The organism is Pseudomonas sp. SHLD1, from assembly GCF_028640935.1.
GTDB classification, from domain to species: Bacteria; Pseudomonadota; Gammaproteobacteria; order Pseudomonadales; family Pseudomonadaceae; genus Chryseomonas; species Chryseomonas aestiva.
The window spans coordinates 641,437-653,261 of sequence record NZ_JAQZAD010000013.1; the positions used below are offsets into that span (position 1 = coordinate 641,437).

An 11,825-nucleotide genomic window follows, 5' to 3' on the forward strand; every position below is an offset into this window, starting at 1 on the left:
GCCGGATACTGATGGCAGCTTCGTGACAGGCCTCGGCCGCGTTTTGGCCCCGGTACCCTCCCGTGACCCTGGCAGCACGCCGCGCCCCAGGCGCCTTGCGTTCTCTACCGAGGCGGCTAGCCTGAAGTGGGTGACGTTCCTTCGGGAGCCTGCAGATGAACAGGTTGCATGAACGCTTGGCCCAACTCGATCCACCCGTGCGCCATGAGCTGGAGCGGCGCAGTGACGGCCTGCTGATCACGCTCATCGAGGCCGATCACAATGTGCGGGTGTCGCGGCTGCTCAAGGCGGACGACATGCGCGCGGTCGAACAGGTGAATCTGATCCTGCTGCATGCCATCAACGAACTCAGACGCAAGGGTGCCCACGTCCCGCTCGACAAGGACACCATCCTGCTGACGCGCTTGCCCGGCGCGGGTGTCGGCACCCCGGGTTGAGCCGTGCGGCTAGTCTTCCAGCTCCAGATCCAGCAACGCCGCGCCCAGCCCCTTGCCATGGGCATCCAGCGCCAGCGAGCGGGTGACGCCACCGCGCAGGGCGCCGGGCAGCACGAAATTCAGCGCGCCCAGGGCGGGCACTTCGTAGCGGCGCACGGGCGCGGCGTCGGCGGGCCGGCTGTCGGCGAACCAGGCGGCGACCCGTTCCGTGGTGAGCGTCCGGCGCAGGCGCTCGAAATCTTCACGGCGATAGGCGATCACCGCCATGTTCGAAATGTCTCCCTTGTCGCCGGTGCGGACGTGGGCGATCTCGCGCAGTTTCATGGCAGCGTCTCCAGCTCCAGGGTGGGGATGACGGCCGCACGCGGCCAAAGCAGCGACGCCACGGCGATGACCTCGCGGACCGCCTTGGTGGCGCCACCGCCACCGGCCGGGCCATTGGTATAGAGGGTTTCCACCTCGTTGCCGATCTGCACCGCCGCCGCGCGGGTGGCGCAGCGCCCGACCACCCGCAAGCGGACTTCCCAGGGTTCGCCGGTAGCTCGCGCGGCCAGCGTCTCGCCGTGCAGGGCGTCGCAGCCGATCAGTTCGCAGCGCAGCTCCTGAACCGGTACGCCGCAGAGTTGCAGACGCTCGCGCACCACGTCAGCCGCCAGGCGGGCGCGGGCGAGGGCACCCGGTCCGGCATAGGAAAGCTGGCCTTCGCCATGCCAGCCGTCGCGATAACCCACCGAGACCTTGAACTGCGCAGGGCGCGCCTTGCCCCGGGCTCCGCTGACCGCGACCCGGTCGGGCGCGGACTGCTGCAGGGCAACGCCGGAAAAGTCGGCGGTGACGTCCGGCGTCAGATAGGCGGCCGGGTCGTGTACCTCATAGAGCAATTGCTCGGTGCAGGTCGCCGGGGTCACGCAGCCGCCGGAACCGGCCACCTTGGTAATGGTGGCGTGGCCCTCGGCGTCCACCTCGGCCAGGGGAAAGCCCAGGCGAGCGAGGTCGGGTACGTCCTTGTAGCCGGGGTCGGCGAAGTAGCCGCCGGTGACCTGACCGGCGCATTCCAGCAGGTGGCCGACCAGGGTGCCGCGCCCGCGACGTTCCCAGTCATCCGCCGCCCAGCCGAATTCATGCACCAGCGGCGCGAGGAACAGCGAGGGATCGGCCACCCGGCCGGTGATGATGACATCGGCGTCCGCCGCCAGGGCCTGGACGATGCCTTCCACCCCCAGGTAGGCATTGGCCGAGATCACCCGGTCGCCCAGTTCGGCCAGGGTCTGGCCGCTGTCCAGCAGGGCGTCGGCGGGCAACTGGGCCAGTACGTCGTCGCCGGCTACGGCAGCGATCTTCAGCCCGGTGAGACCCAACTCGCGGGCCAGGGCCGCGACCTTGCGCGCCGCGGCGGAGGGATGGGCGGCGCCCATGTTGGTGATCACCCGCAGGCGCGGTCGCCCGGCCTGATTCAGCAGCGGCAGGATGCGCCGCATCCGTGCCTCCAGCAGCGGATCGAAACCGGCCTCGGGATCGGCCAGTCGCGCCTGTTGCGCCAGGGCGATGGTGCGTTCGGCCAGGCATTCGAACACCAGGTAGTCGAGGTGGCCATGCTCGGCCAGCTCCACGGCGGGTTCGATGCGATCACCGGAATAGCCGGCGCCGCAGCCGATGCGAAGAAGACGGCTCATCTAGAAGACTCCCAGGAGCAGGGCGGTCAGGGTCATCAGCACCGAGGCCGCGAACAGGAAGGGGATGGTGAAGCGCTGGTGATCGGCCAGGTCCAGCTTGCACAGGCCCACCAGCAGGAAGGTCGCCGGGGTCAGGGGGCTGACCGGGAAGCCGGTGGTGTGCACCCCGAGCAGCGAGGCCTGGGCCACCTGCACCGGATCGACCCCCAGGTTGCGGCCGACCTCGGCGATCACCGGCATGACGCCGAAGTAGAAGGAGTCCGGATCGAACAGCAGGCTCAGCGGCATGGACAGGAAGCCCACCACTGCCGGGATCAATTGCCCGTGGCCAGCCGGGATGCCGGCCACCGCTACCTGGGCCATGGCCTTGAGCATGCCGCTGCCCTGCATGATGCCGGTGAAGACCCCGGCGGCGAAGAGGATGCTGGCCATGGTCAGGGCGGTCTTGGCATGGGCGTCGATGCGCGCCTTCTGGGCGTCCACCGAGGGGTAGTTCAGGCACAGCGCGGCGACGGTGCCGAGCATGAACATCACCACCGGATCGACCCAGCCGGCGATCATCACGCCCATCACCACCATGGTCAGCAGCAGGTTGATCCAGAAACGCCCGGGGCGACGCAGGGCGCGCTCGGCATCACTGAGTACCCGCTCCGGCGCGGCACCGGCACCATCGGCATTCAGCCAGGGCGCCTGGCCGGCCAGGGTCAGGCGCTTCTCCTCGCGGCGGCCGAGCCACCAGGCACTGGCGAAGACGAAGGCCAGGCCCACCAGTTGCACCGGGATCAGCGGCTGGAACAGATCGGCCACCGGCACGTGCAGGGCGGCGGAGGAGCGCAGCACCGGGCCGGTCCAGGGCAGGAAGTTGACCCCGGCGGCCATGGCGGCCACGCAGGCGAGGATGCGCCGGTCCAGGCCCAGGCGGGTATAGAGCGGCAGCATGGCGGGGATGGTCACCAGGAAGGTCACCGCGCCGGAGCCGTCCAGGTGCACCAGCAGGGCGAGCAGGGCGCTGCCGCAGACGATGCGCGTCGGCCGGGTACCGACGGTGCGCAGGATGCGGTCGATGATGGGATCGAGCATTCCGGCGTCGGTCATGATGCCGAAGAACAGGATGGCGAAGACGAACATGCCGATCACCGGGGCGACGCCCTTGATGCCGGCGATGATGAAGGCGCTGGTGCCCAGGCCGAAGCCACCGATCAGGGCCGCGGCGATGGGAATGACGATCAGGGCGACCAGGGGCGAGACGCGTTTGCTCATGACCGCGATGAGCAACGCAAGAATGGTGACGACACCGAGCAGGGCGAGCATGGCGGACTCCTTGGACCGTGGCACGGCTGGCGGGCGCACGGGAGGTTTTGTTGTTGTGAGTCCAGTATTCGAAGACGCCCGACCTCCTGTAAATTGGAATCTTCCGAAGCGGCGTTCAGAAAAACAAAATGAAGAATCTGCTCCAGCACGTGCAGGCCTTTCTCGCCGTGGCCCGCCAGGGCTCCTTCGCCCGCGCGGCCGAGGAGTTGCACCTGTCCCCCCCGGCGCTCACCGTGCAGATCCAGCAACTCGAAGCCTGGCTTGAGGTGCAGCTGCTCGAACGCACCCCGCGCCGGGTCCAGCTCACCACCGCCGGCGAAGAACTGCGCGGACCCCTGGAGCGCGTCCTGGTGGACCTGGGCGATGTCCAGACCCATGCCCGGGATCTGGCGGGCCTGCGCCGAGGGCGGATCACCCTGGCGGCCTTGCCGTCCTTTTTCATGGGCCCCTTTCCCGAATTGCTGAAGACCTTCCAGGCCCGTCATCCGGCCATCGAGGTCCGCTTGCAGGATGTGGTGGCCGGTAGAGTCGAGGCGCTGGTCCGGGAAGGGCAGGTGGATCTGGGCATCGGCGTCCGTCCACGTGCCGTAGGGCTGGACTTCCAGCCGCTGTATGTCGATCACCTGCAGCTGTTCGTCCCCCGTGACCACCCTTGGGCGGGCCGCGCCGAAATCACCCTGGCCGAGCTCGACGCCGTGCCCTTGCTGCTCACCGGGCGCGACAGCAGCGTGCGCGAATGCCTGGACTTCGCCTTCGCCGCCGCCGGCCTGCGCCTGGTGGCGGCGTTGGAAGCCAACTACATGAGCACCCTGCTGGCCCTGGTGGCGGCCGGCCAGGGCCTGGCCCTGCTGCCGGAATCGGCGGGCGGCGAGGCCCCGGTCGTGGCCCTGCCGGTCCGCGGCGAGAGCCTGGCCCGGCCGCTGGGCATCCTGACCCCCACCGGCCGCAGCCTCACCCCGGCGGCTCAGGCCTTCGTTGCCTTGCTCCGGGAGCGGCTGCAGGCCGGCTAATACGCGAAGGGCTGCCCCAGCTCCTGTTGCAGCCAGTCGAGAAAGCGCCGCACCCGGGCGTAGCGCGAGTGCGCCCGGGGAAACACCAGGTGGTGCGCGGCCACCGGCAGGTCGTCATCCTGTGGCAGGACCCGCACCAGATCGCCGCGGGCCAGATAGTCCGCCGCCAGCACCGTGCTCTCCAGGGCGAAGCCCAGGCCATGGCGGGCGGCTTCCAGGGTCATGTAGGAGCGATCGAAGCTCAGGGTGTAGGGCCGTTCCGGCAGCGCCAGGCCCTGCTGGGCGAACCAGTTGGGCCACTTCATCAGGGTGGCTTCGGACAGGATCAGCTCACTGTGCAGCAGATCCGCCGGTGACCGGACCGGGCGTTTTTCCAGCAACTGCGGCGCGGCCAGTACCGCCAGGCGTTCGCGCTGCAGGGTGCGGATCTCCAGGTTCGGCCAGCTGGGCAGGCCGTGGCGGATGTCGATGTCGACCTTGTCGCGGCTGAAATGCAGGGATTCGTAGGAGCAGGAGAGATTGATCTGCAGATCGGGATGACTTTGGCGGAATAGCTCCAGCCGCGGCATCAGCCAGAGCAGGCCGAAGCTCGGCGCCGAGTGCAGCCGCAGGCACTCCAGGCCGGCATCGCTGGCCGCGCGATCCGTGGCCATCGCCAGGCGGTGCAGCACCTCGCTGACCTCTTCCAGGTATTGCTCCCCGGCCGGGGTCAGGGTCATGCCGCGCGCACCACGGACGAAGAGCGCGCGCCCCACCAGGGCTTCCAGCTTGGCCAGCTGATGGCTGACCGCCGAGGGCGTCAGCGCCAGCTGCTCGGCGGCGCGGGCGACGTTGGCGAAGCGGGCGGTCTGCTCGAAGGCTTGAAGGGCTTTCAGCGGTGGCAGGGAAAGCGTCTTGCCGGAATCCATGGGGCGCGGCTCCTAGGGCCAGTTGGAGGCTGATTGTCGATAGACCTGGCCGGACTGCCAAGTTGCAGGCATGAATTTTATTCAGCACGGTATGACGCAGGCTGCGTTGCTGGGGTCCTGGGGCAGGGGCACTCTGGCCCTCAGCGACAGCCCTCCACAACAACAAGAAGGATAGCGTCATGCCCCTGCACTCCCTGCTGCTGCAAGACAAGATCGCCCTCGTCACCGGCGCCGCTTCCGCGCGCGGCATCGGCCGCGCCACGGCCCAGGCCTTCGCTGCCCAGGGCGCGCGGGTCATCATCCTCGACCTCGATGCCGGCGCGGCGCGGGATGCCGCTGCCAGCCTCGGCGAAGGTCACCTCGGCCTGGCAGCCAACGTGGCCGACGAAGCCCAGGTCAGGGCCGCGGTCGACCAGGCGCTCGCCCAGTACGGTCGCCTCGACGTGCTGGTCAACAATGCCGGCATCACCCAGCCGGTGAAGACCCTGGAGATCGGCCGCGCCGACTACGACCGCATCCTCGACGTCAACCTGCGCGGCACCCTGCTGATGTCCCAGGCGGTGATTCCGGCCATGCGCGAGCAGGGCGGGGGCAGCATCGTCTGCCTGTCCTCGGTGTCCGCCCAGCGTGGCGGTGGCATCTTCGGCGGCCCCCACTACAGCGCCGCCAAGGCAGGGGTGCTGGGCCTGACCCGGGCGATGGCGCGGGAATTCGGGCCGGACGGCATCCGCGTGAACGCCCTGACCCCCGGCCTGATCCAGACCGATATCACCGGCGGCCTGATGCACGACGAGCGCCGCCAGTCGATCATCGACGGCATCCCGCTGGGTCGCCTCGGCGAGCCCCGGGACGTGGCCAACGCCGCGCTGTTCCTGGCCAGCGATCTCTCCGGCTACCTGACCGGCGTCACCCTGGACGTCAACGGCGGCATGCTGATCCACTGATCGCCCCCTCGTTCTCAACGCTCTGCATCGAAGAGGGCGCCCGCGGCTGCGGCGCCCATAACAACAAGAGATCAGACCATGACTACGCTCACCCTGGCAGCGGCCACCTCGGCGCGCGCCAATGCCTATCGCAAGACCGCCTGGCGGCTGATGCCCTTCCTGATGCTGTGCTACTTCTGCGCCTATCTGGACCGGGTCAACGTCGGCTTCGCCAAGCTGCAGATGATGAACGACCTGGCGCTGAGCGAAGCCGTCTACGGCCTCGGCGCCGGCATGTTCTTCATCGGCTATTTCCTCTGCGAGGTGCCCAGCAACATCATCCTGCACAAGGTCGGCGCCCGCCGCTGGATCGCCCGCATCATGATCACCTGGGGCCTCCTGTCCGGGCTGTTCGCCTTCGTCGAGACGGCCTGGCAGTTCTATCTGCTGCGCTTCCTGCTCGGCGTCGCCGAGGCGGGCCTGGCGCCCGGCCTGCTGCTCTATCTGACCTACTGGTTTCCCACCTACCGCCGCGCCCGCATGACGGTGCTCTGGTTCGTCGCCATTCCCCTGTCGGGCATGATCGGCGGGCCGCTGTCGGGCTGGATCATGAATCAGTTCGCCGGCGTCCATGGCTGGGCCGGCTGGCAGTGGATGTTCGTCATCGAAGCCATCCCCACGGTGCTGGTGGGGCTCATGGTGCTCGGCTACCTCAAGGACGGCGTGCACCAGGCGACCTGGCTGGACGACGAGGAAAAGGCGCTGATCCAGAAGGAACTGGCCGAGGACAACCAGCACAAGACCGAACACGCCAGCGTGCGCGACTTCATTCGCGATCGCCGGCTGTGGTTGTTGGCCGCCATCTACTTCTGCGTGGTCATGGGCCAGTACGCCATCACCTTCTGGCTGCCGACCCTGGTGCGCAACTCGGGGGTCGCCGATCCGCTGCACATCGGCCTGCTCACCAGCCTGCCCTATATGTGCGCCATCGTCGCCATGCTGCTGGCCGGGCGCAGCGGCGACCGGCACCGCGAGCGCCGCTGGCACCTGGTGATTCCCATGCTACTGGGCGCCTGCGGCCTCAGCCTTGCTGCGGTCTTCGGCCACAACGTCACCCTGTCGATCCTCAGCCTGTGCCTGGCGGCAGCCGGCATCCTCTCGGCGTCCTCGCTGTTCTGGATGCTGCCCACCACGCTGCTGGGCGGGGTCACCGCCGCCGCCGGCATCGCCGCGGTGAACAGCTTCGCCAACCTGGCCGGCTTCTGCTCGCCCTACCTGATCGGCTGGATCACCACCAGCACCGGTTCCAGCGCCATCGGCATGTTCCTCATCACCGGGGTGCTGGTGATCGGCGCCACGCTGGTCCTGCGCATCCCTGCCGCCCTGGTCAATCGCTAATCGAGGTACAGATCATGACCGCTTCATCGCCACAACTCGCACCGCTCTCTCTGGCCGAGCGCGCCCACAACATCCGCCGCCATGCCCTGCGCATGGGCCAGATCCAGGGCCAGGGCTATGTCGGCCAGGCCCTGGGCGTCGCCGACGTCCTGGCCGTGGCCTATTTCCATGCCCTGAGCTACCAGCCACAGGATCCCGAGTGGGAAGGGCGCGACCGCTTCTACCTGTCCATCGGCCACTACGCGATAGCCCTCTACGCCGCGCTGATCGAGGCCGGCATCGTGCCGCAGGACGAGCTGGAGACCTATGGCTGCGACGACAGCCGCCTGCCCATGTCGGGCATGGCCGCCTACACCCCGGGCATGGAGATCACCGGCGGTTCCCTCGGCCAGGGCCTGGGCATCGCCGTGGGCGCCTGCCTCGGTCTCAAGCGTAAGCAGTCCGGCGCCTTCGTCTACAACCTGCTGTCCGATGGCGAACTCAACGAAGGCGCCACCTGGGAAGCGGCCATGTCGGCTTCCCATTGGCAACTGGACAATCTCATCGCCCTGGTGGACGTGAACAACCAGCAGGCCGACGGCCATTGCCGCGAGATCCTCGCCTTCGAGCCCCTGGCCGAGCGCTGGCAGGCCTTCGGCTGGTTCGTCCAGCGCGTCGACGGCAACGACCGCGAGGCGCTGGTCGCCGCCTTCGACCGCGCCCGCCAGCACCCGGGCCGGCAGCCGCGGATCATTCTCTGCGATACCCGCATGGGCAAGGGCGTGCCCTTCCTGGAAACCCGCGACAAGACTCACTTCATCCGCGTCGAGGCGCACGAATGGGCCCTGGCCCTCGACGCCCTGGATGCCGGGAGGGACTTCTGATGACTACCAGCACCGCTACCAAGCCACGCCTGACCACCTCGGCGATGATCGCCAGCATCGCCGCCGAAGGCCAGCCGACGCGACCGGCGCCCTTCGGCCACGCCCTGGCGGCCCTGGCCGAACAGCGCCAGGACATCGTCGGCCTCACTGCCGACCTGGCCAAGTACACCGACCTGCACATCTTCGCCAAGGCCCATCCCGAGCGCTTCTACCAGATGGGCATGGCCGAGCAACTGCTGATGAGCGCCGCCGCCGGCATGGCCCGCGAAGGTTGCGTGCCGTTCGCCACCACCTATGCGGTATTCGCCTCGCGACGCGCCTACGACTTCATCTGCATGGCCATCGCCGAGGAGAATCTCAACGTCAAGATCGTCTGCGGCCTGCCTGGGCTGACCACCGGCTACGGCCCCAGCCACCAGGCCACCGACGATCTGGCGATCTTTCGCGCCATGCCCAACCTCATGGTCATCGACCCCTGCGACGCCCTGGAGATCGAGCAGGCGGTGCCGGCCATCGCCGCCCACCAGGGGCCCGTCTACATGCGCCTCCTGCGCGGCAACGTACCCCTGGTGCTGGATCGCTACGACTACCGCTTCCAGCTCGGCAAGGCCCAGGTGGTACGCCCCGGTCACGACGTGCTGGTGGTGTCCACCGGCCTGATGACCATGCGCGCCCTGGAAGCCGCCGAGGCCCTGGCCGCCGATGGCGTGGACGTCTCGGTGCTGCATGTGCCGACCATCAAGCCGCTGGACGAAGCGACGCTCCTGGCGGAAGCCCGCAAGCCGGGACGGCTGGTGGTGGCGGCGGAGAATCATTCGCTGATCGGTGGCCTGGGGGAGGCGGTGGCGACTACCCTGCTGCGCAACGGCGTGACGCCCACCTTCCGCCAGATCGCATTGCCCGACGCCTTCCTCGACGCCGGGGCGCTGCCGACCCTGCATGACCGCTACGGCATCTCCACCACGGCGGTCTGCCAGCAGATCAAGGGTTGGTTGTAGGGCCGGGTGGGGGCGCCTGGTTACCCTCGGGATTGCACCGACGGAGCCAGGCGCCGCCAGGGCGATTCGAAGGCTCGACGCCGCCCATCCATCCGGGCAAGGTGGGCAGCTGTCCTCCATCGCCCGCTGGCCGCCATGTCCGATACCGATGAACTCACCCTGCGCAAGCTGGAGATCTTCCTGGCCTTCATGCGCAGCCGCAACCTGGCACGTGCCGCCGCCGAGCTGGGCACCAGCCATGTCAGCGTGCACCGCGCCATCCACTCCCTGGAAAACGCCCTGCGCTGCCCCCTGTTCAAGCACGAGGGGCGCACCCTGACGCCGCTGGACGGCGCCTTCGTGCTGGAGGCGCGGGCCGAGCGGCTGATGCAGGACCTGGCCGAGACGATACGCCTCACGCGGCAGGCGGCGGGCTTTTCGGCCGATCGCTTTCGCCTGGGCGCGCTCTATTCGCTGACGGTCAAGACCGTGCCCCAGCTGATCATGGGCCTCAAGCTCAGGCGCAGCGAACTCAACATCGACCTGGTGCTGGGTTCCAACGCCGACCTCGCCGAGCAGCTGCACGACTTCAAGCTGGACGCCATGCTGGTGGCCCTGGATGACGCCGTGGTGGATGCCGACTGCGAGAGCGTAGAGCTGTTCAGTGACGACATCTTTCTCGCCGCGCCCAGCGACTCGCCCTTCGCCGACCAGGCCGAGGTGGACCTGCGCGACCTCGCCGGGGTGCCCTTCGTAACCCTGACCCAGGGCTTCGCCACCTTTCGCGACGGGCGCCAGGTGTTCGCCCAGGCCGGTTTCGAGCCGGAGGTGATCATGCAGGTCAACGACATCTTCTCGCTGATGAGCATGGTCAGCTCCGGGGTGGGCTACGCGCTGCTGCCGGGGCGGGTCGAGGCGGTCTACCAGAACCGCCTCAAGCTGTTGCCCCTGGCCGCACGCTATCGGCTGCAGCAGCGCATCGGCGCGGTGTTCCTGCGCAGCCGCGAGCGCGATCCCAATCTGCTGGCCTTCGTCGCCGAATGCCGGATGTACGCGCGCGGCTAGCCCACCAGCGCCCGTACGCAGAAGAACAGCAGCGATGGCCCCAGCAGGCAGCCCAGGCCGGTGTGGAAGGTGGCGGTGAGGGCGCCATAGGGCACCAGTCGGCGGTCGGTGGCGGCGAGTCCCGCGGTGACGCCGCTGACGGTACCGGCCAGGCCGCCGAAGACCATCGCCGAGCGCGGATTGTCCAGTGCCAGCAGGCGCGCCGAAGCGGGCGTCGCCACCATGACGATGATCGCCTTGATCAGGCCGGTGGCGATGGACAGCGCCATGACGTCTGAGCTGGCACCCAGCGCGGCGCCGGTCACCGGACCGACGATGTAGGTCACGGCGCCCGCGCCGATGGTGGTCATGCTCACCGCGTCGCGGTAGCCGAAGGCCCAGGCCACCGCGGCGCCGACGATGAAGGGCAGTACGGTGCCGAGGAGCAAGGCCACGGCGCCGATCATGCCGGCCTTGCGCGCCTCCGTGGCCTGGACCTCGAAGGCGGTGGCGACAATGGCGAAGTCGCGCAGCATGGCACCGCCCATCAGGCCGATACCGGAAAACAGCGCGAGGTCGGCCAGGCCTTTCTGGCCACCGGTGACGGTGCCCCCGACCCAGGCCAGTACCAGACCGATGACGATGGCGATGGCCGAGCCGTGCACCCGGCCAAAGGTCAGTCGGCGCGAAAGGACCACCGAGATCCACATGATCAGGCCGATCAGTGCGAAGGCGGCGACCAGGCCGTTGTGTTGCAGGGCTTTGGTGACGATGTCGTTCATCCTAGCGACCTCCGGCTGGCGCGGCATGGGCGACCGCTGGCGCAGGTGCAACGGCTGCATCCGGCAGCGGTGGTAGCGGTTCGCCGCGATGGCTGCGGCTGATCAGGGCGATGGTCACGCCGCAGATACCCACGGCGCCGACGGCCGCCAGCACTGCCACGGGTCCGCCATGCAGGGCGGTGACCACGTTCTGCTGGGCGGCCATGGCCACCACCACCGGGATGTACAGCGCACCCCAGAAGCCGACGCCGAATTCGCATTCCTTGCTCATGCCGCCATGCCGCACCATGTAGAGCCGGGCGCAGATCAGCAGGAGCATGGCGATGCCTACCCCGCCGACATTGGACTTGACCCCGAGCAGGACGCCCAGGAAGTCGCCGATGATGACGCCTGCAAGCATGCAGACGGCCAGAAGCGCTACACCGTAGATGATCATTGTTGTTGTCCTCGGTTGGGCTTGGTGTGGGGTGAGGCCTGGCACCGCTCTCGCTGCTTACCC

General features: G+C 68.5%; 13 protein-coding genes. 7 read left to right on the plus strand and 6 right to left on the minus strand.

The window, feature by feature from the left end:
- The first annotated feature begins 155 nt into the window (after window positions 1-155).
- Window positions 156-437, plus strand: a complete 282-nt coding sequence (locus PVZ77_RS08335) for a hypothetical protein (RefSeq protein ID WP_273806301.1) — start codon at window positions 156-158, stop codon at window positions 435-437.
- A gap of 9 nt (window positions 438-446) precedes the next feature.
- Here the strand turns inward: PVZ77_RS08335 and PVZ77_RS08340 are convergent, their stop codons facing one another.
- From PVZ77_RS08340 to PVZ77_RS08350, 3 genes are read right to left on the minus strand one after another with little or no spacing between them, the layout of a single operon-like run.
- Entirely contained in the window at window positions 447-761 is a 315-nt protein-coding gene (locus PVZ77_RS08340) for an AtuA-related protein (protein ID WP_273806302.1), read from the minus strand.
- Window positions 758-2,110: an acyclic terpene utilization AtuA family protein gene (locus PVZ77_RS08345; RefSeq protein ID WP_273806303.1), complete on the minus strand. Its 1,353-nt coding sequence runs from the start codon at window positions 2,108-2,110 to the stop codon at window positions 758-760. The genes PVZ77_RS08340 and PVZ77_RS08345 overlap by 4 nt, the downstream gene beginning before the upstream one ends.
- Window positions 2,111-3,421, minus strand: a complete 1,311-nt coding sequence (locus PVZ77_RS08350; protein ID WP_273806304.1) for a CitMHS family transporter — start codon at window positions 3,419-3,421, stop codon at window positions 2,111-2,113.
- Between the two features lie 128 nt (window positions 3,422-3,549).
- Here PVZ77_RS08350 and PVZ77_RS08355 point away from each other — a divergent pair, with 128 nt between their 5' ends.
- Window positions 3,550-4,431 carry a LysR family transcriptional regulator gene (locus tag PVZ77_RS08355; RefSeq protein WP_273806305.1) on the plus strand — a complete coding sequence of 294 codons (882 nt, stop codon included), beginning with the start codon at window positions 3,550-3,552 and terminating at the stop codon, window positions 4,429-4,431.
- On the opposite strand, the gene PVZ77_RS08360 is transcribed toward PVZ77_RS08355, so the two are convergent.
- Window positions 4,428-5,339 carry a LysR substrate-binding domain-containing protein gene (locus PVZ77_RS08360; protein WP_273806306.1) on the minus strand — a complete coding sequence of 304 codons (912 nt, stop codon included), beginning with the start codon at window positions 5,337-5,339 and terminating at the stop codon, window positions 4,428-4,430. The genes PVZ77_RS08355 and PVZ77_RS08360 overlap by 4 nt on opposite strands.
- 194 nt (window positions 5,340-5,533) lie before the next feature.
- Between PVZ77_RS08360 and PVZ77_RS08365 the strand changes: the two genes are divergently transcribed.
- The 5 genes from PVZ77_RS08365 to PVZ77_RS08385 all read left to right on the plus strand — a co-directional run bounded on the left by PVZ77_RS08365 (window position 5,534) and on the right by PVZ77_RS08385 (window position 10,565).
- Window positions 5,534-6,283 carry an SDR family NAD(P)-dependent oxidoreductase gene (locus tag PVZ77_RS08365; protein WP_273806334.1) on the plus strand — a complete coding sequence of 250 codons (750 nt, stop codon included), beginning with the start codon at window positions 5,534-5,536 and terminating at the stop codon, window positions 6,281-6,283.
- A 78-nt stretch (window positions 6,284-6,361) separates the two neighbouring features.
- Window positions 6,362-7,660: an MFS transporter gene (locus PVZ77_RS08370; RefSeq protein ID WP_273806307.1), complete on the plus strand. Its 1,299-nt coding sequence runs from the start codon at window positions 6,362-6,364 to the stop codon at window positions 7,658-7,660.
- Between the two features lie 14 nt (window positions 7,661-7,674).
- Complete coding sequence (locus PVZ77_RS08375; protein ID WP_273806308.1) at window positions 7,675-8,523, plus strand: transketolase; 849 nt, start codon at window positions 7,675-7,677, stop codon at window positions 8,521-8,523.
- Window positions 8,523-9,521: a transketolase family protein gene (locus tag PVZ77_RS08380; RefSeq protein WP_273806309.1), complete on the plus strand. Its 999-nt coding sequence runs from the start codon at window positions 8,523-8,525 to the stop codon at window positions 9,519-9,521. The genes PVZ77_RS08375 and PVZ77_RS08380 overlap by 1 nt, the downstream gene beginning before the upstream one ends.
- 135 nt (window positions 9,522-9,656) lie before the next feature.
- A complete protein-coding gene (locus tag PVZ77_RS08385; protein WP_273806310.1) occupies window positions 9,657-10,565 on the plus strand; it encodes a LysR family transcriptional regulator in 909 nt (302 codons plus the stop codon).
- Here the strand turns inward: PVZ77_RS08385 and madM are convergent.
- Window positions 10,562-11,326 (minus strand): malonate transporter subunit MadM, encoded by a 765-nt coding sequence (gene madM, locus PVZ77_RS08390; protein WP_059315062.1) that lies wholly within the window; start codon window positions 11,324-11,326, stop codon window positions 10,562-10,564. The genes PVZ77_RS08385 and madM overlap by 4 nt on opposite strands.
- A 1-nt stretch (window position 11,327) precedes the next feature.
- The gene (gene madL, locus PVZ77_RS08395; protein WP_273806311.1) at window positions 11,328-11,762 is read right to left on the minus strand and encodes a malonate transporter subunit MadL; all 435 of its coding nucleotides are present in this window, start codon (window positions 11,760-11,762) and stop codon (window positions 11,328-11,330) included.
- Window positions 11,763-11,825 lie beyond the last annotated feature (63 nt).